The following is a 24,183-nucleotide window of genomic DNA, read 5'->3' as shown; positions in this document are numbered from 1 at the left end:
ACTTTACTCCCCACGCAGAACCTGTTTGGCAAGTGCAATCGGAAAGACGGCACCGCTTCCTGCCCTTCGTAGCAGGAAAGCCACTACGGTGAGCGTCCATCCTGAGTCTACCACATCGTCTACCAGAAAAACAGGCTCTGCGATGCCGGACCACCGCTCAATGGCAAACGCTCCATCCAGGTTGCGCACCTGATGGAAACTGTTTTGCATCTCCTTTTGCGGCTTGGTTTCGCGCACTTTTTTCACACACGGCACAAAGGGCAACTGGAGCCGCTGTGCTAACCTTTGGGCGAAGTCGGGCACCAGGCTGGGATGGCGCAGGGAAGGCACACAGGTAATCCAGCGGGGCGCAGGTTGGGGTTGCCAACGGTGTATCATCTCCTCCATCCCCTTTACCAGGTCATCGTCGTAAAAACCGTCCTGATACTTGCCCTTACGCACCAAACTCCCCCAGCCAGCATCACCCCACAGGCATAGTGCGCGTCCTTCTTCCGCTTGAAGCAGCTCGGGAATCTTTCCCTGCCCGCCGGTAATCATCAGTCCTTCCTTACTCGGCCACATCTTTCGGGGCGGTATTGGAACATCGGCACGGCGTAAGAAGAGTATGGCTTCTCGCACCAAAGAGTCCTCTACCTCTGGCGCGATTATGTCGCTACCAACGCAGACAGCGCATCGGCCACAGGGTTCTGCATAGGGGTCATCCAGCGCTATCTGCAGGAACTGCATCAGGCACTGCTGGCTTTGCATATACTGCCGCATCTGCTCTTGTTCGGCGCGACGCAGGGCGGTTAGCCTCGCAATACGTTCATGGTCCATCCTGTATGCCACAGGGGCTAATTGGTAGCGTCGACCCAAGTAAAACAGTGGAGCAGGGGTCTCTGATAGCAGTAGGCGAAGCACCTTGTCCAGTTGTTGTCGTGAGAGATTGACCTTGCGCTCCAGCTCAACGAGAGTTAGCCCGTTTGGGCTGTGGCTTAATGCGTGTAGTACTGCTTCGGTGTGCGCTTGCGGGGGGAGAGCGGTACGGATGAAGTAATCCACAATCTCATCGTCTTCTTCGCCACCCAAAAGGATGACCAGTGCATTTTCCAGAGACCTGCCTGCTCTGCCGATTTGCTGGTAATAATGCACCACCGACCCAGGCCTCTGAAAGTGCACCACGAAGCCTAAGTCGGGTTTGTCAAATCCCATGCCCAAAGCGACAGTGGCTACAAGCGCTTTGACTTGGTTGTGCAGCAGCAGTCGCTCTCGCCTTTCGCGTTCCGAGTTTTCAATGTCGGCATGATACGGATACACCTGCCACCCTTTGTGCTGGAGCCATAGGGCGACGCGCTCTGCATCAGCGACGGTCAGCGTGTAGATGACGCCGCTGCCAGGCAGTTCGGACAAGTGTGCCGCGAGCCAAGCCAGTCGTTCCGCTTGCGAGGGCAGTATCACGTTTTGCAGCCGCAGGCTACGCCGTGCCAGTGCTCCTCGATTGATACGAAGGTCGTCGCCCAGCTGTTGTTTGATGTCGGCAACAACGCGGTCATTCGCGGTAGCCGTAGTGGCCAGAACGGGCACGTTTCTCGGCAGTAGTTTCAGCACGCGGGTGATTCGCCGGTAGTCGGGGCGGAAGTCGTGTCCCCAGTCGGAGATGCAGTGCGCTTCGTCCACAATGAACAGCAGAATCCGCGACGCAATGGGCTGAAGCACCTCTGCCTCGAACTCCTGATTCGCCAGGCGCTCTGGGCTAATTAAGAGAACGTCAATCTGGTCTTGATACAAAAGGTTTTTGACCTCGATCCACCGCTCCGTGTTGGCAGAGTGAATGGTTTCCGCGCGGATACCCATGCGGTGCGCCATGTCCATCTGGTTGCGCATCAGTGACAATAGCGGCGATATCAGCAGTGATACACCGTGGTTACCGTTTTGCTCGCGGAGCAATCGAGCCGCGATGAAGTAGACGATGCTTTTGCCCCAGCCGGTGCGTTGCACCAGCAGCAAACGCTGGCGGTTACGTACCAGCGACTCTATCGCTTCCCATTGCCCGTCGCGGAACGTAGCAGTCGCATCTTGTAGCCCGTGACGCAACAACGTCTGGGCACGCTCGAAAAGGTCATCCAACGCATACCACTCCTCTAGGACGCCAGTGCCTGCGCCTCCGCCGACGGCTCCTCGCGGTAGTCACAGGCTTTGCTGGAGCAGGCGATGGTCAATCGCTTACCGGTGCGCTTTTCCACCAGTAGCGAGCCGCACTTCGGGCACGTTCTGTCCACCGGCTTGTCCCACAAGGTGAAGTCGCAGGCAGGGTAGCGGTTGCAGCCGTAGAAGACCTTGCCACGCAGCTTGCCTTTGCGTGCGCGTCGCTCTACCAGCTGTCCCTGCTGGCAGGCAGGGCAGGTGATGCCCGTGCTCTTCTCCAGCGGTCGGTGCGCCTTGCACTGCTCGTTGGTGCAGGCGAGGTATTCGCCGTACCTGCCCCAGCGGATAACCATGGGCGAACCGCACTTCTCGCAGACCTCGTCGGACGGCTTGTCTGGTGGGACGGGTTCGCCGCTGCGGGTCACGTTGACAATCGTTTTGCACTCCGGGTAGCGCGAGCAACCGAGAAACTTGCCGTAACGCCCCTCGCGCAGCAGCATCTTCGCGCCGCAGGTCGGACAGGTGTAATCGGTCTCCTTCGCCTCGATGCGCACGAATTCACCGTTCCTTTCCGTCTCCGTGAGCCGTTGTGCGAACGGTTCATAAAAGGCGCGCAGCACCTCCGTCCACGCCTGCTTGCCTTCCTCAATCTCGTCCAGCTGCTGCTCGACGGAAGCGGTGAACTGCACGTCCATCACATCGGGAAAGTGCTTCACCAGATAGTCGGTCACGGCAATGCCCAGCGCGGTGGGATAGAATCGCTTCTCTTTCAGCTCCACGTATCCGCGCTCCACAATGGTAGAGAGAATGGTCGCATAGGTGCTGGGTCTGCCGATGCCCTTCTCTTCCAGCGCTTTCACCAATGTGGCTTCGGTGTAGCGAGGGGGTGGCTCGGTGAAATGCTGTTCGGGCAGCAGCGCGAGCAACGTAAGCACCTGGCCTTCCAGCATCGGCGGTAGCGGGGGACGCTCCTCGTCGCTGAGTTCGCCGTTGTCTTTGCCCTCGACGTAGACGCGCATGAATCCGTCAAACTTGACGCTGGAGCCGGTGGCACGGAAAGTGTACCTTCCTGCCTGAATGTCTACCGTCACCACATCCAGCACCGCCGGTGCCATCTGGCTGGCAATGAAACGCTGCCAGATGAGGCGGTACAGCTCATACTGGTCTTTGGACAGGTAGCTTTTCACCGACTCGGGGGTGCGCGTTACCGAGGTGGGGCGGATGGCTTCGTGTGCCTCCTGCGCTCCCCGCCGTGAGCGATACTGAGGCGGCTTTTCGGGCACATAGCGGTCGCCGAACTCTTTGCCGATGTATTCGCGTGCCTGCTGCTGCGCTTCGGCGGCGACGCGGGTGGAGTCGGTGCGCATGTAGGTAATCAATCCGACGGAGCCCTGCGCACCCAGCTCCACGCCTTCATACAGCTGCTGGGCAATCTGCATGGTGCGTTTCGCACTGAAGCCCAGTTTACGCGCCGCCTCCTGTTGCAGGGTGCTGGTGATGAACGGCGGGGACGGGTTGCGCTTGCGCTCGGTGCGCTTTATCTTCTGCACCACATACTGTGCTCCCTCCAGCTCCTGCAGCACGGCGCTGGCTTCCTGTTCGTTGTGCAGCTCCACCTTCTCGCCGTCGCGCAGGCGCAGCGTGGCGTCGAAGGCGTTCGCTTCGGTGTCGGGGGTCAGGCGGGCGGTGATGGTCCAGTACTCTTCAGGCACAAAGGCTTCGATTTCGCGCTCGCGCTCCACCACCAGCCGCACCGCGACCGACTGCACCCGTCCCGCGCTCAGCGTGTTGCGGCTGGCTTTCTTCCAGAGCAGGGGGCTGAGCTTGTAACCCACAATGCGGTCTAAGATACGCCGTGCCTGCTGTGCGTTGACGCGGTTCATATCGATGTCGCGCGGGTGCTGCAGTGCCTGCTGAACCGCCTGCCGGGTAATCTCGTTAAACTCGATGCGTCGGGCGTTTTGCAGGCGAAGCGCTTCCTTCAGGTGCCAGGCGATGGCTTCGCCCTCACGGTCGGGGTCGGACGCCAGGTATACTTCGGGGGCACTTGCCGCCGCCTCTGCCAGTTTTTTCAGCACATCCTGCCGTTCGGGCAACGTTTCGTATTTGGGAGTGAAGCCGTTACTCAGGTCCACGCCGAACTCCTTCTCCGGCAGGTCGCGCACGTGCCCCATCGAGGCTTCCACCCGATAGTCGTCGCCCAGGAAGTTTTTCAGCGTTTTGGTCTTCGCAGGCGACTCCACGATAATCAGCGGTTTGGCGGACCCTGTCTTTTTCCTACTCATAGCCCAGCTCCTGCAATGCTTTGGGATTGCGTCGCCAATCGGGCATCACCTTCACCACCAGTTCCAGATACACCTTGCTTCCCAAAAACAGCTCCAGCTGTTTACGCGCCTCCTGCCCAATCTGCTTCAGCATCCTGCCTCCCTTGCCGATGACGATGGATTTATGGTTCTCACGCTCCACAATCAGCTCCGCACGGATATACTGTACCCCGTTTTCACGCTGTTCCCAGTCGGTCACGCGCACGGCGATGGTATACGGTATCTCCTCCCGCAACAGGCTCATCGCCTGCTCGCGCACAATCTCGGCTGCCCAGTCCTGGCGCGACTGGTCGGAGCGAATGTCCACTGGATAATAGAAAGGCGATTCGGGCATCGCCAGCAATATCTCCTCGCGCAGGCGGTAGACCGCTTTGGGGTCTTTCAGCGCGGAAAGCATGATGTGCCGCTGCGCATTCGGCAACAGCGCACTGTACGCCTGCATCGCCTGTTCGGGATACTTCGCGGCGTCCACTTTATTGCCTACCATCCACACTGGCGCCTGCACCTTCTGTAATCGGCTCGCCAGGTCTTCATCTTCAGGGGTGGGGGGATGACGCAGGTCCACCACCCACAGCACGAGATCGATATCCTCGAGCGCGCCGTCTATCTGCTCGATCATGTACTCTCCCAGTCGATCCTTCGGCTGATGCCAGCCGGGTGTATCCACAAACACCACCTGGCGGTTGCCTTCGGTGTAGATACCGCGCACACCCCGCCGTGTGGTCTGTGGGCGCGATGTGATGGCGGACACCTTCACCCCCAGCATGACGTTCAACAGCGTGGACTTGCCCACATTCGGCTTGCCCACAATCGCCACAAAACCGCAATGGGTTGGAACGAGTTCCTCTTTGCACATATCCGTCCTGCCTCTGGTGCTTTCTCAGGCACGCAGGTATATGTACCAGCAGCGGGTGGATAGTGTCAAGGGGGGTTCCTTGACCGCAGAGACGCAACGCATTATAATGGGGGCAATCCGCAACGCAAGATTGAGGTGGTCTCGATGCGGAGCGTTGGTCGCGATGGCACGGGCTATCGAAGATGGCTTGCCCGCGCGGCTAAGCGCTTTCGCCATGACGGCTTCGATGCCGACGTTGCTGCGGACGTGGCGGATGAAGCACAGATTGTCCGAATGCACCTCGAGGAGCAGTACACCTTCGAAGAGATTTCCCAGCGGATGGATTGCCATACCGACAGCGTGCGCAAGGTGTACCAGCGTGCGATCGCCAGGCTGCGCCGGCGGGAGCGGCACGTGGCAGGCGAGGGGGGTTAATTGTGCGAAAAACGGCGTCTGGTTGTCCCATTTTGGAAGGCTGATGCGTTTATTTATAATGGAAACGCAACCGGAAAAGAAGGCTTTAAGATGAACTACAAGGGACTTTTCCGTGGTGCAGTGCGTCTGTGCCTGATGCTTCTGCTGGCAGCAACGCTGGACGTTGCTGTCGTGCTGTTCCCGGTGCGTGTCTGGGCAAGTGTACATCCTTGCAGGGTTAGCACCTGCGAAAGGGGATGCGAAGACCCGAACAACTGCGGTTGTAGCGGTTCGGACTGCACAGTCAACTGCCCGCCGTGGAGGGTGTTTATGAATTTCGAGTGCTGTGCTCTAGGTAAGATGGGACTCACTGTCAAGCGATTTTATGATTGCAACAGGGATGGACAGGCAGACTGCGAATGCAGGCAAAAAGATCGGTGGCCGGATCCAGAATGCTACGGATTGTAATCCGTTGAGGTGCCGGCGGGTATAAAAAGGGGGGGAAACGATGATCTGTAGACACACAAGACTCCAAGCGTTTACACTGATAGAGATACTCGCTGCAGTGAGCATTATTGCGATATTAGCTGCGTTGCCGTATCCGGCGATCTCCCAGTCACTGCGCCGCACCTACGTCTCGGTGTGTCAGAGCCAGCTCCGTCAGATTGGGCAAGCCATCAAGATGTATCAGGCGGATTACCAAACGGAGGACTGGCCTTGTTACGTTAATTAGCTGGTACCGCAATATGCGTCGATGGACATCATGATTTGCCCGTGGGAAGCCCGCGTGGCAGCAGAAGCAATCAAAGAGCTGTAGAAAACGTTTCGCCCACCCGGTGGTTGGTCATCCTATTTTACCTTTTGTCGTCAGGCGCTGGACGAGATTGCCCTTCGGGAAGGACACATGACATTCAGCGAGGTGATGGAGAAACGAGGGGAGAGGACTCCTGTGGTGATTTGTCGTGAGCATCGCGAGCCCTTTTACCTTGGAGCCAGTTACCCGATAGACCGCCGTGCCTGGTTTTTCCCGGAGTCCCCTGTCGTCGTGTTGCGCAAGGACGGCAGTGTGGACCTGAGCATGAAGGGGGGAATGGCAGCTACGGGTACCGCGGCTTCCACGTTTCAGGATGCGATGGAGCTGTAAAGGTATGAAGGTGAATGCCCTGCTTCACCAGTTGAAAAACGCGGAGGTGAACGATGAGAAGTGTGTTTTCGTGGCTTGTGTCTCGTGAAGGCTTGACGGTGCTGGTGCTTGTGTTGATTCCGGTAGTTGCCTGGCAGGTGGTGTTGTGGCGCGAGCATCAACAGCGCCAGCAGCGCTTGCTGGCCATGCGCGAGGAAGCGGTTGCCTGGTCAAGAAAGTGGGAAGCCATGCGGCAGACGCGGCGCGGCTTCGCGGTGGGCAATCCGTTCCCCGCATTGAACGTGCCCTCGGAGACCTTCGGCAGGGTGGCTGTGTACGAGACGGGGGAAGCCCGTGTTACTCTGGTTCCCCCTGTGGTTCGATGGTGCAGCGGCGTGGAAACCCGAACAGTGGCAGGGATGGCGTGACCTGCTTGCACGTTGCCCGGACCTTCATCTGGTCGGTGTGGTGGTTACGCCCTCTGCTTATGCGTCGTCGAACCGGCGCGATTTGCAGCAACTTTATCGCGCGTTACAACACCCGCGCATCGGCTTCTGGATGATGGTGAGCGACGAGTGGGCGAACGACGACACCGGCGTGCGCAACCCCTTAATCCAGAAGCAGGTGATTCTGCTGGACAGCCGGGGCATTATCCGCTACAGGGGCATCCTACGGCGTTCCATGCCCTCCGAAGCCGAGCGGCAGCAGCTGGAGGCGGAGTACCGCAAATTGGGGTGACGCCCTCACTGCTCTGCCGTTGCCGGTGTTTCGCCCTTCCGGCAGAGTGCATAGATTGCCGGCGCCAGAAACTGCACGCCCCATCTGCTGACCAGTAATTTGAGGAAGGGTGCTGGCAGCTTCGTGCCGTACTTGAAGCGAAGGTAGTCGGCGGTTAGCCACTGCACTCTTGCGAAATAGGGCGATAGCATTGCCTGCAGTTCCGCTTGGGTGAATCCGGCATGTGCGCCCAGCTCGTTGCGGAACCGCCCGCGCAACCTCGCTTTGTAATCTACGAGATTCCACGCCAGCTTCTGCCTCCATGTAGCGTTGGGAGACCCTAAATAGCCAACTACCCGGCGACGATTGGGGGTGCCGATGTACATCCAGCCCCCGTTACACAGTACCCGACCAAGCTCCCGCAAGCTGGCTTCGGGGTCGGGGACATGTTCGATGACATGGTGATAAAAAACAGCGTCGAAGCTTTCATCCGGGAAGGGTAAACGCCCGACATCCGCTCGGAGAAACCACACCCCTGGCGGTTTTGAATGCCACGAGGGGTGTTCTTTAATGTCGAACGCGACGACAGGGATTTGCAGATTATGGTAAAGGTGAAGTGCTTCCGAACCATTGCCGCAGCCGGCAACCAGCAACCTCGACGGCATTTGGAGCAGATTCTTGTTTTGTATCAGCTGACAGAGATGGTCAGCCGCTGCAGGGGCAGAAGGCATCGCGCTCACGTTCCTTTCGCTTTTAGCCTGTACCGTATCAAAATGCCGAGAACGGGTCGTCAGGGTCGTAGTTGTCGCCCGCTGCAGGATCGAAGGCAGGACCCGTGAGTCCTGCAGGCGACGACACCACAGAAACGGCAAGCGGTTTTGGTAAATACGCTTTGAACCGCTCCAGCACGCGCGACGGCTCCGGACGCTCCAGCAGCACGCGGTGCATCGCTTCGGATACGCGGTTCACGTCCATCCCGTTGCTCTGCGCGGCGTGGTCGTCAATAACTGTTTTGACCGCTGTATACTCCAGTTGCGGGGCAATCTGCCGTAAGGTCTCCCACACGGCAACGTCAAACGGCTTCTCCTGCGGCGGGTAGCGGCGAATGCCATCCGAACCGCGCAGGTAGCAGGGGCGGGGGAAGCGCACAAACACCGGCTGTGTGAAGTGGGGATGGCGCACCAGCACCTCGCCCGGCTCGCACGCCGCGAGTTTCTCCTTCACTGCCTGCCCGAACACGCTGTATCCCGGCTGCGCCAGCTCCTCCATCTCGATGCGCCCGTACAGGCTGGTGGCGCAGTTGCCCGCCACGCGCCGCTCCACCTGTGAACGAAACTGCTGCGCCCCAAACAGCACCAGCCCCAGATAGCGTCCGCGTTCGGTGATGTCCAGCAGGGTGCGCAACATGTAGGTTTCCCTGCCGAAGGAGGGCGCGTACTTGTTCAGCTCGTCCACCACCACAATCAGGTGGTCTACGCCCAGTTGATGGCTCTCCATGCGCTTGCGCAGCTCGGCAATCACGCGCGTGATGATGAGGTCCTGCTCCTCCTGCTCCAGCTGCGAAACGTCGATGACATAAACGGTTCTGTCCTCAAAGCGGTCAGGCAGGTCGGAGACGTAACCGCTCTCGCCCACCAGTCCGCGATAGCGGGTGGTCAGGTTGCTCAGGCGGTTATACACCTTCCGGATGGTGGGGTAGGCGTGCGATCGCCACGCTTCGCGTCCACGCTTCTCTGCCACCCGCAGCACCGTGTCCAGCCAGCGCGTTAACTCGGAGAAGTTGCTGACAGTCATGACCGGGGGCGCACCGGCGTCCTGTTCCTCTTTGTCGAACTCGAACTTGCCGGGGTCTACCACGCGCTGTTTGATAAACTGCAGGAAGGCATCGGCTTTCACGTCAATGTCGTCGCGATTCAGCATCACTTCGGTGTAGTCCAGCACCTCTTTCAGCCCCCAGTGCAGGGGGTAGACGTTGTGGCGCAGGTCGGGATGGGTGCGCAGCGTGTTCAGGTTGACCCTGTCCTGCTTGAACGGGGCGTAGTATTCCACCTTTTCAAACGGTTTCGGCTGCACGCCCAGCGCGTCGTACATGCGCTTATCCTCGTCAGTCAGGAAATCGTCTTCGGGCGGCAGGTCGATAAACATCAGGTCGCCGCCCTTCACGTTAAACAACAGCGCCGCCACTGTCCTGTCTTCAGACAGCTTTTGGAAAGTGGCTTGAATCAGGAACATAATCGCGCTGGTTTTGGCGGCGAGTCCGGAGGTCCCCGTCACGTTGAGATGCCCCGCTTCAGGACCCAGCAGGAAGCGGCTGTCCAGCAGAATGGGCGAAAGCCGCTCGCCGTTGCGGTAGACGCCAATCGGGATGCCGCGCGCGTCGAACGAGTCCATGCGCAACGCCATGCACACCTCCGTCTCGTCGGCTAAGTATACGGGCGCGATTGGGGCGGGCTGCACCGGTTCTTCCGGCTGCTGGCGCAGTACGGAGGCGACGTACAAACGCATCTCTGGGCGCACAGTGGGAGTTTCGGCTTCCGCCACCCCATCCGAGCCGATGTAATCGTAGATGGGGGTCTCGAGGTCGTTATAACCGAAGCCCTCGGTGACCACCCCCCACACGGTACGCGCCTCGCTGCGCACCACCACAATCGTGCCGATGCCGACGGGTGCGTCGGGGTTGCACCAGAAGTTGAAGGTGAAGGCGGTGTTCGGCTTGCGTTCCGTACCCACCACTCGCCCAATCGGTTTGTCGTTTGCTGGCGTTGCCATCGGGATACCTCGCTATACAATCGCCTCTCTCTTATGGTAACATAAACACGTAGACGATTGTCAAGGCAGGTGGGGGAGATGGTCATCCTGTCTCCGGAACTGGAGAGAGAACTTCGCAAGGAGGAAGCGCTCTACCCGGCGAGCGATGGAAAGCCCATGGCAGACAACACCAAACAGCTGCGCTGGATAGTGACCATCTACACGGGGCTGGCGGGCATGTTCCGGGACGACCCGAATGTGTTTGTGGCGGCAGATTTGCTGTGGTATCCCGAATATGGGCATCCGGAAATACGCTGCGCCCCCGATGTGATGGTTGTCTTCGGAAGACCAAAGGGAGACCGAACCGCATACCGGCAGTGGCGAGAAGAGAATGTGCCACCGCAAGTGGTGTTCGAGATTGTCTCTCCCAACAACCGCTTCCACGAGCTGATGGACAAACTCGCCTTTTATGACCGGTATGGCGTGGAGGAATACTATCTGTACGACCCCGACCGGGGCAGTCTGGACGGCTGGGTACGGCGTGAGGGGCGATTGCAACCCATTGAGGAACTGGAGGGCTGGGTGAGCCCCCGTCTGGGCATTCGGTTCGGTCTCGATGAAGGGCAGCTGGTGCTGGTGCGTCCCGATGGCGAGCGGTTCCTGTCGCCTGAGGAGATGGAACGCCAGCGGGAAGAGGCGCGTCGACTGGCAGAGCAGGAACGTCAACGGGCGGAACGACTCGCGGCGCGGTTGCGTGAACTCGGCGTGGAAGACGTCGACGAGTTGTAATCTACACCAGCTGCGCCAGCGCTTCCAGCTGCGCCGCGCTCGGGGCGTGTGCGCGCAGATACTGTTCGCAGTCCCGCATGGGGTAGAGCAGGCGGTCGTAGCGCGTGTCGGGCACGGCTAGGGGCACACGGTCTTCCAGAATCCACGTAGAGAGGGTGTCTACCTGCTTCAACAGGCTTTGGTTGGCGGGCATCTCGACGCGTAACAACCCGTACAGCAGACTGCCCTTCGTCGGGTCGTGCAGGCGCAGAAACCACGAGTAAACCGTCGCCTGACCGGGGCGCGTTACTGTAAACACGCTGCTGCGTTCCGCCTTGCGCAAACCGTACACGACCTGCATCTGCTCTGGAGTGAGCGCACGTTCCACGCCCACACTCGTCTTTGCCAGACCGATAACCTTTGCATTGGGGATTATTCGAACAAGTTCAGCGATGGCTCCATCCACCACCAGCCAGTCTTCCGAGCCTTTTGTGCTGAGCCAGTTCATCCATTGCTCAGCCAGCTCGCGTTCCAGTACCTCGCGGTCGTTGGAGATGCGGTTCGCCGTGAGCTGGATTAGCGCAGGATGTGCGGGAAGCGGCTCGTCAATCTCCACGTCGCGGAGAGGAATGCCCTGCTGGCGCAATCCCTGAGCATCCACATAACGTAAAGGCGCATACAGGGCGTCTCTTCGTACGAGGGAGCCAGTTTGCGGCAGACAGCACATCTTCCTATCTACCCGAGAGCGCACCACCGCCGACAGGTAGGCATAGAACACGGGCACCATTCCCTCGTAGTAGAGGATGCGCTGTCGCTGGATGCCGTCCAGAAAGTGTTTGAGGGCATTGGACTGGGAGACAGGGCGCACGGCTATCGCCCGCATCTCGGCGTGCTCAACCACCCTGAGGCTTGCTACAGGGTAGTCATCGGAGGGCTGCTGTATTTGCGCAAGCATGTCCACCTGTTCCGCCTGCGTCGGCGCCGCTCGCAGGCGAGACTGGTTTTGCCGTAAATAATGGCGCAAGCGTTCCAGGGTGGTTGTTGGCGATACCATCGCAGTTTCACCTCTTCGGGAAGTGTGTCTCTGCTACGCCCTGTCGATTGCATAGACGCAGCAACTGCCAGAATGTTTCATTTTTCTTGCCATGAAAACGCATATTTTTAAGTGATACCCCTGCGTATAGGCGATGCTACCCTCACGGCAGGAGGATACACAGATGCCGTGTAATGAGTATACACCAGAGTAAGGAGGAATCGCTATGGCACAGATTGGTTATGACGATACCCCATTCTTGCCGGGTACCCGGTGGCGAGTGCATGACGGCAACCGACCGCAACCCCGTGTGGTCACGCCCGGCACCTGCAGCACGCAGGAGAAACCCGGCGAACCACCTTCAGACGCGGTGATGCTGTTTGACGGCACCAGCCTTGCTGGGTGGGAGTCGGTGAACGGCGGCGAGGCACGGTGGAAGGTGGAAAACGGGTATATGGAGGTGGTGCCGGGCACGGGCGACATCCAGACGAAGGAGCACTTCGGTGATTGCCAGCTGCATATCGAGTGGGCTGCACCTGCCGTTGTGAAGGGAGAGGGTCAGGGACGCGGCAACAGCGGCGTGTTCCTGATGGGACGCTACGAGATTCAGGTGCTGGATTGCTACGACAACATCACCTATCCCGACGGCACCACCGCTGCCATTTACGGGCAGTATCCGCCGCTGGTGAACGCCTGCCGCAAGCCGGGCGAGTGGCAGACCTACGACATCATCTGGCTTGCCCCACGATTCGACGGGGAGAAGCTGGTGCGCCCGGCGATGGTTACCGTGCTGCACAACGGCGTGGTGGTGCATCACGCCACCGATCTGATGGGGGCGACACAGCATCGCATTCTGCCCTCGTACACGCCGCATCCGCCGACAGGCCCGCTCCGCCTGCAGGACCACGGCGACCTGGTGCGTTACCGCAACATCTGGTATCGCCCGCTGAAGGGCTACGACGAAGGCTAGCGAGTATCAAAAATAGCAGCGGTGCCTGATAGGGGCATCCCGGAGCTGGAGGGCGAGGCTCCCGCTGAGCCGCAGTCCACGTATCAGCCCTGCAGCTCCGGCGGTAACCACACAGGGAGGTGTTGAACCGCATCGCGCGCCTGTTGCGAAATGGGTACTCCCCACAGGTCAAAGAACGGCGCGAGGTTTCTCCCCACCGCCCTCGACAGGCGTATCATCCACTGGTCGCGTTTCTGGTCGTCCGTGTGCGGACGCTCCTGCGCTGGCAGCTGCCGGTATTCCGCGATCACCTGTTTCATGGGTTCCCAGCCGAAAGCCTCGATGACATGGATGTACATGGTCAACGCCAGGAACGGGTCGTTTTTCCATTCCTCGAAACGCGCGCCGCGCGCCAGGTATTCCTTCACGCGCTGTAACCGCTTCTCGCGGTCGCGGATGGCGGGGTGCCCCTGGTCAAACGGCTGACCCAGCACCTTATGGTAGATGTACATAGAGAAGAGGTTCACCGTGACTTCACCGGTGCCTTCAAAAGTCCAGTCGGGACTCTGATGGTTATGCCCCATTTCATGGAAATGTCCCCACGAGCCTTCCCGACGCAGACGCGGCAGGTCAACCACCAGATCCGCCACATCCATCCACGTCATGATGGGATAGCCGGAGTGCATATAGCCAGCGGAAATCTGCCTGTCACAGACGTATCGCTCGGGGAAGGGGCGTTCCGCAGGGATACCCGCTAAATCGGCGCAGGCATCGACGACCGCGTCCCAGAATGCCAGCAAGCTTTCAGGGTCATCCAGGGTGCGTACCACGCGCGACGGCACGCTGAGTATCACGCGCTTACCCTGCAACTCTGCCCAGGGCGCAGGGGCGTAGCGGATAGAGCGTTTCCACTCTTCCAGACCGGTTTTGCCCCGCACGAAATAAGGGGCTTCCACTGCGCCACGAATGGTGGTGGTTATCCTGCCGAGCGAACATCCTTCAGGTACTTCTATCACGATGGTGCCGCCGAACGCGCTCGCGGCGCGAGTAATTGCCGATTTCAGCGGGAAGCTGAAACTGATTTCGGGAGCACGTTCCCACTTTGGCAGGTGCCACAGCGTATCGGTATGCACGCCGATACGTAACGAGAGTCCCTTGTCCGCAGCAGATGAAGGTATCTCCACAGTGATGACTTCACCGGGGGCGGCGTATAAACCGGTGCTGTGCCATCGGGGAATGCGCGTATCAACGGAGATGGTGCGTTCCACTCGGGGCACGTCTGGAGGAACGGCACCTGGAAAAGTCTGCGCGGAAGGATGCGCTTTCACCTTTTCTGGCGGCAAGCGCTTTATCTGCTCCGTCTGCACTGCGATGGCAAGGCGGGCTAGCGGCTCCGCCTGCGTTACGGGTTTGCTCAGGGACATCAGCTCCTGGGGTACCCGCGCACAGGCTTTCTGCAGTTCGGAGAGAAATCGCTTTTGCGAGGAAGGAACCGTGCGCAACGCTTGTTCCAGTGTCCACTCCGCCTGAAGCAGCCGTTTCTGCGCCGTGGGTTCGGAAGAGGGAGGGGATTGCCGCAGCGTATGCAATGCCACCAGCGCGTGACACTCCGCTGGTGGGGTAATGTCGGTACGGTATCCCCGCGGTGAGGTGGTAGACAGGTAACCGTCTGCCCAGTAGATGCCTGCGTCTGCCAGTAACAGATTGCCGTGGTGGTCGGTGATTTGCTTGCCGGGGTTCAGCTGTAGCCAGCCCCATCCCAAATCTGCCAGCAGCAAGCCTTTGCCGCGTCGTGCCCAGGCTCGCACGGTTTCTATCTCGCGCCTGTCCAGTGATGCCGGCGAGCAACACAATACGTCAACGGTTCCCAGTCTCTTTGTCCAGTCGCCTCCGTCGAGCGACAGAGGGCGCACGCGATGCTCCTGCAGGAACGCAAGCAGCTCCGGCTGGCGATACACTCCGACTGCGGCATCTGATTTGCCTCCGCTCAGCCAGCGCGCGGCGTTCAGAACCATCTTGCCGGTGTCAGCGGTGCGGAGTGCTTCCGCGCCGAAGTAACCGGGGTGACCCAACGCCACAACGCGCGCCTTCCCCCATTGCGCTGCCACAACCACCGGCTCGAAAACCGCTTCGCCGGCTCGGGCACACACTACCGGTATCGCGTTCGGCGAAGTAATGACCATCGGACCGGGGATACCGGGCGCGGCAATCTCCGTCACCCCCTGCAACAGCTCGGAACGAATCTCCTCGGCAGGCGCAGCGGATACGCACCTGACCAGAGCAGTAGCACACAGCAAAAGCAAAGTCCGGCTTCGTGTCATACCTCCTCCTCTGTCTTGCGAGGGCATCGCGCTCGCAGGCGTTCATAGGTTCGCTTTGCTTCGTCAATGGGCTGATACGGCGTGTTGAACAGGAATCGGGTGTTCGGCAAAGCCATGTCCAGCAGCTGATGGGCGGTTGCTTCATCTATCCACGCCATCATCAACACGGTTTTCCCCGAAAACGCCTCAATGGCGGGGCGGGGACCGGGTGCCTGAAACACGCGGTTGATCCCGCGCAGGTTGGGGATTTTGAGGAAATTCGGGTACTGATGGTCGGCGGTAGCACAGCAGTGCATGAACAGTCCGCCGAATTTCTGGCTCAGGTGTTTCAACTCCGGTAAACAGAACTCTTCGAACATCCCTGCACTCATGCTGCCAGCTTCGTCTTCTGAGAGCCAGCATCCCAGTTCTGGTGGCGCCCAGGCATACGGGCAGTGGCAGAGATTGGGATTGGGCACTTGCCGCAGGAATTCCTGCAGGAAGTTCTCGATTAGCGTCCGGCACTTTGCTACCAGCCGCTTCACCGCATCCGGTTGTTCGATGAGGGCGAGGTAGAAGCTTTGTTTCTCCCATATCAGCGCTGCCACATCGAAGGGACTCTGAATGTCCGGCACGCCGATAATAACATCTTTGCCTAGTCGTTCGACTAACAGCTGCGCTGCCTCGAAGATTCGCTCCAGTGGTCGCACATGTAAAGAAGGCACTTCAAGCGCATCTGCCTCTTCCGCCGTGCGCACCAGAGGACGTGCAGCGGGCAAACTGCCCGGCGGTATATATACCTGGCATCCAAAAGCAGAGGCAAAAACCTCCGTACCGGTCCAGAGCGGGGCATAGGGTACACTGTCGTCATCCAGCTGCTCCAGAATCCGGCAGCGTCGTTCGTAGAACTGTACGAGGGCGGGGATAAAGTCCTTCACAGGACGTGGGGAAGACGCCAGACCGCCGCTTGCCCAGTCGTATTCCGGTGGCTCGGGGTCGAAAATGAGGGCGTGCCCGTGAAACTCTCCAGCGAACAGGCTGGTGAGGAATCGTTGGTTCCGCTCGATGCGTGTCTGCAACTTGCTTCTCCCTTATCTCTTGTCCTCAGGTGTTTTGCGTGGGGAGGTAGTGGATGTGCGGCGCCGACGGACTGTGGACGGTGCCGCGGCAGGAGCTTCCGTCGGTACTGTAACAGGAGCCGCGGCTCCGGGCGGCGATGAGGCGGGGCGCGCGCGGTCGGCTGCCCACATCCGTAAGGCAGCGATGTGCTCGCGCATGGTGCGCGACAGGGGCACCGTGCGCTGAATCTCCTGCAGGATGGTCTCGTCGTCCAGCTCCTTGCCCTGATGGAAAGCGTCGTACAGTGCGGAGATAATCGCCTGCTCGATCTCCGCGCCACTGAAGCCCTCGGCAGCGCGGGCGAGGGCGGTCACGTTGAACTTCTTTGGGTCGCGTCCACGCTTGCGCAGGTGGATGGTGAAAATCTCCTCGCGCTCTTTCTGGCTGGGCAGGTCGATGAAGAAAATCTCGTCGAAGCGTCCTTTGCGCAGCAGCTCCGGGGGTAGTGCGCTCACATCGTTGGCGGTAGCCACCACGAATACCGGCGATTGCTTTTCCTGCAGCCAGGTGAGGAACGAGGCGAACACCCGGGCGGTGGTGCCGCCATCCGAAAAGCCAGAGGATTGCGAACCGGCGAAGCCTTTTTCCAGTTCGTCGATCCACAGCACGGCAGGCGCGACCGATTCGGCGGTGCGGATGGCGCGGCGCATGTTCTCTTCCGACGCACCCACCAGACCGGCAAAGATGCGTCCCACGTCCATCCGCAGCACAGGCAGCTTCCAGAGCGAGCCGATAGCCCGCGCTGCCAGACTCTTGCCGCATCCCTGCACGCCAATCAGCAGCACCCCTTTCGGAGCGGGCAAACCGAATCTTTGAGCCTCGTCGGTGAAGGCGCGAGTGCGCTTGCGAATCCAGTCCTTCAGCAAATCCAGACCGCCCACGTTCTCGAAGGCTTCCGTCGCGCGGTAGTACTCCAGAATGCCCGACTTGCGGATAATCTGTTCCTTCTCCCACAGCACCACTTCCACGTCCAGCCGCCGCTTTTGCACCAGCGAGCGGGCGAACACGTTCTCCGCCTCCATCAGGGTCAGCCCGGTAGCTGCCTTGAGCAACATCTCGCGCTGTTCGGGGGTGAGCGAGACATCCACGTTGGGATTGTCCTTCACCGATTCGATCACGCGGTCCAGCATCTCGCCAATCTCTTCGGCAGTGGGCAGAGGCACATCGATGACCGTAATCTCTTTTTCCAGTTCCGGCGGCAGCACCAGCACAGGCCCGAGAATGAAGATAGAGGTATACGTTCGACGCAGCGCAAGGCTCAGGTCACGCAGGCGTCGCTTCACCACGCTGTCGTTCAGCGCGGTATGAAAATCCTTGAGCAGCACCACTGAGTGCTGAGGCAGGCGCTCGATACTGAGAAGCACCTCTATCGGTCGCAGGGTTGTGGTGTCGGTTTGCCCCGGATGTTCTACCAGTCCTCTGGTGAGGCTCCAGGTGTACAGCCGCTTATTCAGCCGTGCGGTAACACTGCGCAGTTCCTCTTCCACGCGCTGTTCCTCGGAGGAGATGAGATACACAATCGGATAGCGTGCCCGGATCAATGTTTCCAGTTCTTGACGGAAAGAGTTGTTCATGCCTGCCCTCCTGTTGGCGCGGCGGTCCGCACGCTCGCTTCCGCAGGGGCTGTGTGCCGCGCCAGCGTGAAGAAAACAGCCGCTCCGATGAGCGATAGGGTCAGCAGTGTGCCGTATAAGGCGGGCAATCCCCAGCCATCGGCAATCAAGCCTGCCACAACGGGCATGGTTGCCGAAGCGAGTGACGCTGCCGCCATCAGCAAGCCCTGCCCGCTCGCCCGCAGGCGAGGTTCCACCCTGTCTGCGATGAATGCCATCGACACCGCTGTAATGATGCTGAAGGTCAGCCCGTGCATGGTCTGGGTGAGCAGTACGGGCACCGGCGCGCGAGAGAGCGCCAGCAGCAACAGGCGTATCGGCAGGGCGATGAAAGCGATTGCCAGCACGCGCGTGCGCCCGATGCGGTCGGATAGTTTTCCCATCGCAATCATGAAGGGCATCTCGAACAGCGCGCTGGTCATGTAGGCGAGGCTGATAAAAGACTTTGACGCCTGCATCCACTGCAGGTAGAGGCTGAGGTTGGCGGTGGCGGTCATCAGCGCACCCACGAAGCAGAAGTGCGCCACGATATGAAGCGCGATGTCACGCCGGCGTAACAGGTAGACCACCTCGTTCACCGTGAGGTGAGCGGACTCTTCCACCGCCTCGGGGTTTTCCGGAGCCAGCAGCACTACCAGCGCGGAGATCGCCAGCAACAGCGCCACGCTGCTGAACATCCGGGAGGGCTCCAGCAAGGGAGAGTTTTGCCAGAGCACCAGTGTCAGCAGCACCAGCAGATAACCAATCGTGCCAAACACGCGCAGTTGCCCGAACGACCCGGCAGTGCCCTGATGGCGGAAAAGGTCTACCACCAGCGCCATCATCACCGACTGGCTGGACATGATGCATCCGCCGAGCACCGCTGCCAGCAACAGCGCAAAACCGAAGGAGTAGACGTAGGGAAACAGCAAATACCCTGCTGCGCCCACCAGCATCGTGCCCACGATATACCGGCGACGACGGCGTGCCTGGTCCGACCGCCACCCAAGCAAAATGCTTGCTATCGCCCCTGTCAGCGAAAACACCGACAGCACCGCTCCCACCTGTCCATAGGAGAAGCCGCGCTCGCGCAAAAACACCGGAAAGAAGGGATGGGTGAACGCCACCGCCGCGAACAACAGAAAGTAATACCCCGCGATGCTAACCTTTGCCCGTAACAATACGACCTCCTCACGCAGCTATGATGCACCAAAAGGATACCACTTTTGCGATTTCTTGGCAAACGGTTGCCCTAGTGAGGACCTTCACAGATTCCTATAATAGGATAGTGAGTATACTCACGGTTCCCCTGTGAACCAGGATAAAGGAGGTTCGTAACCATGAGATTCTCGCTACGGCAGCACAGGGTTTCCCTCGCGTGGTGGGGTGTGTGCCTCGCGGCATTCGTCGTACTGTCCCTGGTGGGCTGCGGCGGCGGAGGAGCAGGAGGCGGCGGAAGCCTGCTGACCCTGAGCGGTGATGTGCTGATACCCGGCGGCACCACGCGGCAGGTGGGAGGTGGCACCCCGCTGGCGAATGCCACCGTCAAGGCTTACATCTGGCCCGACTTCGAGAATGCAATTGCGCAGGGCACCACCGATTCCAGCGGGCACTATGTGCTGACACTGCCGGAGACCGCTGCGGGCAAGGACATTGTGGTGGTCGCTACCAAACAGGTCGGCGACAAGGTGGTTCGGGTGGCAACGGTCAGTCCCGATGTGCCTGCGGAGGGAAGAAGCAACGTCAACCTGGACTATGTGACCACCTTCGCTTTCGAGGAGATAGCGCGCGTCCGCGAGCAGGAGGGGCTCAGCGACCTGTCTGCCGGAGGCGTGGCTACGGTCGTAAATCGTATCCGTGAGCAGCTGGGGTCGTGGGACGGCGACCTAGCCTCCGTGCTGTCCTCCCAGATTGGCGGCGGCTTGACCGACCCGGCACTGCATGACACTGTGCAAAACGTCATCCAGCAGCATAAAGGCGCGTTGAAAGGTTCCACCGGAGATGCCGATGTGGATCGGGCGCGGGGCATGATGCAGACCATGCGCGACATGATGGGCACGGTGGTTGGAAACGGGCGCATGGAAGACACCGCCATCGATACCGCGCTCAACCTGACTGAACGTGCGCTGGACGCTCAGCTGTCCGCTGCCGAAGCGTTTGGCGAGCGATTCGGCATCATGATGCGGATCATTGACCGCCTCTACGACCACGCCCCGGTGAGTATCGGCTGGTGCGCCACGCGCACGGGTACTACGAGTTGTATGAGCTGGAGTACGTCAGGGCAAGCGCGAACAACAGGACATGGAAGGTGACCTCTCAGGTGGAGGGGCCATCGAACGGGCTGGTGCTGACGGTCGTGGTGGACAACGCGGTGATGGAAGCCTTCCACTTTGACCCTGCGGCGGGCACGTTCCGGATTACCGCTACCGGGAGCGGTGTGAACTACAGCGCAACGCTGACGCCCACCATCAACGAAGCGAACCGCACGGCGCAGCTGACCGCTTCCATCAACCTGCAGGATAGCGCACTCAGCCAGCCCATCACCTTCAACGGCACGCTGCAGATGACGCTGGCGAGCGTGGAAATGACCAACGGCCCACGCGCGACAAGCGCTACCTTTAACGGCAGCTTCAGCTCGCAGTTCGGCAACGCACAGGTGAACAACCTGCGGGCAGAGTTCGACCCCGACTCCAGCGCGGAGGACTCTCTCAAGCGCATTCGTCTGGACAGCCTGCAGGCGCAAATCACCGCCAGACCGCTCTCGCTCAGCCTGCAGGGGGTGGATGTACCCTTCATGAAATTGCAGGGTGGAGGCACCTCGCCCGTGAGCATTACGGTGAATACCTTGCAGGTCACCGGTCGCGACGAGAACAGTAAGCAGATCAGTTTGACTATCTCACAGATCAACGGCACGTTCGTCGAGTACCGCGATCCAGTGAACGGCAAGGGCAGCGGCGTCATCAAGACGCTCAGCGGTAAGATGAACTTTGCCTCTGACAGGCTCTCTCTGAGCGGCGAGATCAGCGGCACATGGGATAACCCCGTGCCCTTTGAGCGCGTTTCCGGGGCGGGGCATCGCCTGTCTACTTACCCGCAGGGTACTATCCATATCAAAGGCAACATGACGCCCGCCATTGGCAAACCGGCGGCGGTGGATATTACGATTACCACTCGCCCCAAAGCCTCGCCGCCCAAAGCTACGGTCAGCGCGACATTCACCTACGGTGCGGAGAGTATGCAGGCGAACCTCGATATGCAGCTGGCAGAAAACGAAGTAGATGGGGTGTATCCCGCTGTGACCACCTTCACGATGACCCATTCTCCGTCGGGTATGAAAGTGGAAATCGCCGGCGAGTGGGATCAGGCTCCAGCCGGTACCATTAAGACCGCAAGCGGCACCAAGATAGCCGACCTTGGCGAAGCCCGTTTGCTGGGTATTCCCGACCTGGGGGACGCCGGCATCGTGAAGTACCGTGACGGCACTTTCGAGACACTGCAGTCGCTTATGCCGTAGCCGTGACAGCAGGGGAACACGCAGGCACGGGCGAACCGGACATCGTGATGAGGCGCAGGAGAAACAAGGTTCTCGCGAGCGGTTCGCTCGTGCTTTGCTGTGTGACGGCGGTCGCGTGGGCGGAGCCGCTCGTCCTGCCGCCTGTGTGGTCGACAGGGCATCAGGTGCAACAGCTGACTGTCCGCCCCACCAACGAACCTCGCCAGCTGGAAATAGGACACCTCGTGCAAGCCAGCACCAACGTGCAGCCGTTGCTGCGAAAGGCAGACGGCGAGTTTCTCTACACCGGTGACCAAGGCTACTATCGTTTTGCCGCGCTCAGCGAGCTTGGGCTCAGCCTGCCGCGCTGGAAACTCCGGTATGCTTTCGGTGTCGCGGACCGCTTTGAGGGCGACATGGGGGCTGTGCAGCTCTATCTGGGCGGCAGCAACCTGAGCCAGTTTCCCCTATCGGATACCGCAGTCTCCGCGACGATGAACCGCTCGGCGGTGAACCGCTGGACGCTGGAGCACGTGACACCCATCCATCGCGGTCAACAACAGGGCTGGCTTCTCGTAGCGGGAAGCCTGTATCTTACCAGACGGGTGCAGCAGGGCACTTTGAGCGGCCTCTGGCAGAACGCGCGGTTCGACGGCAACCTGTTGCTGGACACCACGCGCGGGCTGGAGCCTGTCGACACGCGCAGCGTGGGGGTAGGGTTCCATCTGGCGCTGGGTGTGCCGCTGTCGGAGGAGTGGTGCTTTGCCTTCTGGGGCGAGAACCTGCTGGGGCACGTGCGGCAGCGCAAGATGCAGCGCATCACCGCGCGGGTGCTGACCAACACGGTTGTTCCCGACGCTGACGGCTTCCTGCACGCCGCACCGTTGCTGTCAGGGCGAATAGACTATCCCTCGCGCGAGCTCTCCCTGCGGCGGCGGGTGACGCTGGGGCTGGCACGTCGCGGCGACGCGGGCGCGTGGCTTCTGCTTGCCGCACAGGATGCGGGATGGGAGTATACGCTGGGCTACGCCTCCGAAAGATACTGGTTTCTGCTTACCCTGCCGCGTCGAGAGTGGCAGGTGGCTTACCGCAGCGGGCAGTGGGATCTGGTGCTCGGGCTTTCGGAGATAGACCCTGCACGTGCCAGGCATGGTTCCGCGCAGATGCGGTGGGCGATGCCCGTGGGGCGGTGAGGAGTTTACGGCCCGGCAGGAGCCTCGCTTTTCTACGAGGCACCTGATGGGATTTGCCCGACACTTCGCACTGTCAACGTTCACCGATAGCGATTCGAAAGCCAGAGGGCGACTCGCCGACGCATTCGCACAGGTAGGCTAAGGCAGCTAACGTCTCTGCGGAACTTACGCTCATCTCTACATACAAGCGCCTGCCTGCGATGCTTATTGCATATGGGCTAATCATCGGTGTACGCCCGTGCTCCGGTTTTTCGTGATACAGACACCGCTTACTGCCTTTGGTGTGCGGCTGTGGCGGTGGCGGCAGCCGGTCGCCGAACCACTGCAACACGGCTATGGTCAATTCCTTCCATGTGGAAACCCGTTCCTCGCGACCATCCGGGAATTGAACGAGAGCAGGCTTTTTGCCCATCGCCAGCTCCCTCGCGTTTCGTGCCAGTTCATCTAGCGGATACCATCGCAGGTCAGGTCCATTGCCGCACCCGATCAGTTTGTGAAAAAACTGTACTACTTCCTGAACGGTGTATTCCACTTTCGTGCGCTGCCCTAACTGTTGGGCTATCGTGTGGACCATCGGGCTGTTTTCGTCACATAGTTGCGCTCTCATCTCCCGCTCCATGCGCAGCCGACGGGCGACGCGTTCGGTCTCGTCAGACTGCACGGCATCTTTGCGCAGGGCGCACAGCAGGTTCGCCAGTACCTCTGGTTCATCCAGCCCCGCCTGCGCCATCAGCCGTTCCTGCACCGTGCCGAAGATGCTGGCGTCATACAGCCGCCATTCCTGCCCGTTAGTCAGCACCGCCCAGCGGATGTGATTCGTGTTGGCGTAGGAGGTGAGCTGGTTGGCATCCGCGTCCGACAGGGTGTGGTTCCAGGCTTTCGCCTCGACCAGCCACTGGTGGGGGCTGTAAGGCAACACGCGGTAATCGGGTTTGTTGCCGGTGGCGTCGGTGCCCTCGGCAATCCAGTCGAAACGGCTGTATCCCGCCGCTTCCAGCAGCGGCTCGATAACCCAGATGCAGGTGGTGCGCTCATTTGGCGGCGTCTTTTCCCCCAGCGTTTTTTTCAGTTGAGCAATGCTTGCCAGTATCTGTTGCCGGCACTTGTCGTCGGGCACTAGTGATTCACCTCCAGAACCTTTTTCGTGATACGGTTTGGGCATTCCTCTACAGATATGTGGTGCCCAAAGTAGGAGTTACGCAGTTGCGATGGTCACGCAGCGCGTCGTGCCAGTTCAGTAATTGCAGAGACGCCTTTCTGTCATGCTGAACGCAAGTGAAGCATCTCAGCCCGTTAGAAGAGATTCTTCGCTCAGCTCACAATGACAGATGATGTCGCTCGTTCTCGCGAACCGATGAACAGCCTCTCAGCTGCGTAACCGCCTACCAGAGGTATACTGCCTCATATTGTGCTAAAATCTGAGGGGACGACGAATGCGGGAGGTTACAGGT

The 24,183-nt window shown here is 59.9% G+C and carries 21 protein-coding genes; 10 read left to right on the top strand and 11 right to left on the bottom strand.

Features of this window, described 5'->3' with window-relative positions; all coding sequences use genetic code 11:
* Positions 1-3: 3 nt before the first annotated feature.
* From K6U75_04370 to era, 3 genes are read right to left on the bottom strand one after another with little or no spacing between them, the layout of a single operon-like run.
* Positions 4-2,106: a RecQ family ATP-dependent DNA helicase gene (locus K6U75_04370; GenBank protein MCL6474276.1), complete on the bottom strand. Its 2,103-nt coding sequence runs from the start codon at positions 2,104-2,106 to the stop codon at positions 4-6.
* Between the two features lie 14 nt (positions 2,107-2,120).
* Entirely contained in the window at positions 2,121-4,409 is a 2,289-nt protein-coding gene (gene topA, locus K6U75_04365) for a type I DNA topoisomerase (protein ID MCL6474275.1), read from the bottom strand.
* Positions 4,402-5,304 (bottom strand): GTPase Era, encoded by a 903-nt coding sequence (gene era / locus K6U75_04360; protein MCL6474274.1) that lies wholly within the window; start codon positions 5,302-5,304, stop codon positions 4,402-4,404. The genes topA and era overlap by 8 nt, the downstream gene beginning before the upstream one ends.
* Before the next feature lie 144 nt (positions 5,305-5,448).
* Between era and K6U75_04355 the strand changes: the two genes are divergently transcribed.
* From K6U75_04355 to K6U75_04335, 5 genes are all read left to right on the top strand, one after another.
* The gene (locus K6U75_04355) at positions 5,449-5,718 is read left to right on the top strand and encodes a hypothetical protein (protein MCL6474273.1); all 270 of its coding nucleotides are present in this window, start codon (positions 5,449-5,451) and stop codon (positions 5,716-5,718) included.
* A 487-nt stretch (positions 5,719-6,205) separates the two neighbouring features.
* Positions 6,206-6,430 carry a prepilin-type N-terminal cleavage/methylation domain-containing protein gene (locus K6U75_04350; GenBank protein MCL6474272.1) on the top strand — a complete coding sequence of 75 codons (225 nt, stop codon included), beginning with the start codon at positions 6,206-6,208 and terminating at the stop codon, positions 6,428-6,430.
* Positions 6,431-6,601: 171 nt separating this feature from the next.
* Positions 6,602-6,841: a hypothetical protein gene (locus K6U75_04345; protein MCL6474271.1), complete on the top strand. Its 240-nt coding sequence runs from the start codon at positions 6,602-6,604 to the stop codon at positions 6,839-6,841.
* Between the two features lie 53 nt (positions 6,842-6,894).
* A complete protein-coding gene (locus tag K6U75_04340) occupies positions 6,895-7,248 on the top strand; it encodes a hypothetical protein (protein ID MCL6474270.1) in 354 nt (117 codons plus the stop codon).
* The gene (locus K6U75_04335; protein MCL6474269.1) at positions 7,175-7,558 is read left to right on the top strand and encodes a hypothetical protein; all 384 of its coding nucleotides are present in this window, start codon (positions 7,175-7,177) and stop codon (positions 7,556-7,558) included. The genes K6U75_04340 and K6U75_04335 overlap by 74 nt, the downstream gene beginning before the upstream one ends.
* Positions 7,559-7,563: 5 nt before the next feature.
* Here the strand turns inward: K6U75_04335 and K6U75_04330 are convergent, their stop codons facing one another.
* Both K6U75_04330 and K6U75_04325 read right to left on the bottom strand, forming a co-directional pair.
* Positions 7,564-8,202 carry a class I SAM-dependent methyltransferase gene (locus tag K6U75_04330; protein MCL6474268.1) on the bottom strand — a complete coding sequence of 213 codons (639 nt, stop codon included), beginning with the start codon at positions 8,200-8,202 and terminating at the stop codon, positions 7,564-7,566.
* A gap of 103 nt (positions 8,203-8,305) precedes the next feature.
* Positions 8,306-10,306 carry an ATP-binding protein gene (locus K6U75_04325; GenBank protein ID MCL6474267.1) on the bottom strand — a complete coding sequence of 667 codons (2,001 nt, stop codon included), beginning with the start codon at positions 10,304-10,306 and terminating at the stop codon, positions 8,306-8,308.
* 78 nt (positions 10,307-10,384) lie between these two features.
* Here K6U75_04325 and K6U75_04320 point away from each other — a divergent pair, with 78 nt between their 5' ends.
* Positions 10,385-11,074 carry a Uma2 family endonuclease gene (locus K6U75_04320; protein ID MCL6474266.1) on the top strand — a complete coding sequence of 230 codons (690 nt, stop codon included), beginning with the start codon at positions 10,385-10,387 and terminating at the stop codon, positions 11,072-11,074.
* A 1-nt stretch (position 11,075) separates the two neighbouring features.
* On the opposite strand, the gene K6U75_04315 is transcribed toward K6U75_04320, so the two are convergent.
* On the bottom strand, positions 11,076-12,107 hold the full coding sequence (locus K6U75_04315) for a hypothetical protein (protein MCL6474265.1): 1,032 nt from the start codon (positions 12,105-12,107) through the stop codon (positions 11,076-11,078).
* A gap of 205 nt (positions 12,108-12,312) precedes the next feature.
* On the opposite strand from K6U75_04315, the gene K6U75_04310 reads away from it, so the two are divergent.
* Positions 12,313-13,056 (top strand): DUF1080 domain-containing protein, encoded by a 744-nt coding sequence (locus K6U75_04310; GenBank protein MCL6474264.1) that lies wholly within the window; start codon positions 12,313-12,315, stop codon positions 13,054-13,056.
* Between the two features lie 83 nt (positions 13,057-13,139).
* Here K6U75_04310 and K6U75_04305 read toward each other — a convergent pair whose 3' ends face one another.
* Genes K6U75_04305 through K6U75_04290 form a run of 4 tightly spaced genes read right to left on the bottom strand, consistent with a single transcriptional unit; the run spans position 13,140 to position 19,227 of the window.
* Complete coding sequence (locus K6U75_04305) at positions 13,140-15,356, bottom strand: M60 family metallopeptidase (protein MCL6474263.1); 2,217 nt, start codon at positions 15,354-15,356, stop codon at positions 13,140-13,142.
* Positions 15,353-16,414 (bottom strand): uroporphyrinogen decarboxylase family protein, encoded by a 1,062-nt coding sequence (locus tag K6U75_04300; protein ID MCL6474262.1) that lies wholly within the window; start codon positions 16,412-16,414, stop codon positions 15,353-15,355. The genes K6U75_04305 and K6U75_04300 overlap by 4 nt, the downstream gene beginning before the upstream one ends.
* A 12-nt stretch (positions 16,415-16,426) precedes the next feature.
* The gene (locus tag K6U75_04295) at positions 16,427-18,028 is read right to left on the bottom strand and encodes an AAA family ATPase (protein MCL6474261.1); all 1,602 of its coding nucleotides are present in this window, start codon (positions 18,026-18,028) and stop codon (positions 16,427-16,429) included.
* Positions 18,025-19,227 carry an MFS transporter gene (locus K6U75_04290; protein MCL6474260.1) on the bottom strand — a complete coding sequence of 401 codons (1,203 nt, stop codon included), beginning with the start codon at positions 19,225-19,227 and terminating at the stop codon, positions 18,025-18,027. Before K6U75_04290 ends, K6U75_04295 begins: the two co-directional genes overlap by 4 nt.
* A gap of 159 nt (positions 19,228-19,386) precedes the next feature.
* Between K6U75_04290 and K6U75_04285 the strand changes: the two genes are divergently transcribed.
* Genes K6U75_04285 through K6U75_04275 form a run of 3 tightly spaced genes read left to right on the top strand, consistent with a single transcriptional unit; the run spans position 19,387 to position 22,732 of the window.
* Positions 19,387-20,358 (top strand): hypothetical protein, encoded by a 972-nt coding sequence (locus K6U75_04285; GenBank protein ID MCL6474259.1) that lies wholly within the window; start codon positions 19,387-19,389, stop codon positions 20,356-20,358.
* Positions 20,277-21,560, top strand: a complete 1,284-nt coding sequence (locus tag K6U75_04280) for a hypothetical protein (protein ID MCL6474258.1) — start codon at positions 20,277-20,279, stop codon at positions 21,558-21,560. Before K6U75_04285 ends, K6U75_04280 begins: the two co-directional genes overlap by 82 nt.
* A gap of 47 nt (positions 21,561-21,607) precedes the next feature.
* Positions 21,608-22,732, top strand: coding sequence for a hypothetical protein (locus tag K6U75_04275; protein MCL6474257.1), 1,125 nt, complete (start codon positions 21,608-21,610; stop codon positions 22,730-22,732).
* Between the two features lie 73 nt (positions 22,733-22,805).
* Here the strand turns inward: K6U75_04275 and K6U75_04270 are convergent, their stop codons facing one another.
* Complete coding sequence (locus K6U75_04270) at positions 22,806-23,849, bottom strand: type I restriction enzyme HsdR N-terminal domain-containing protein (GenBank protein ID MCL6474256.1); 1,044 nt, start codon at positions 23,847-23,849, stop codon at positions 22,806-22,808.
* Between the last annotated feature and the right edge of the window lie 334 nt (positions 23,850-24,183).

Source organism: Bacillota bacterium, from assembly GCA_023511455.1.
Taxonomy (GTDB): domain Bacteria; phylum Armatimonadota; class HRBIN16; order HRBIN16; family HRBIN16; genus HRBIN16.
This window is presented reverse-complemented; position numbering and strand designations above follow the sequence as displayed.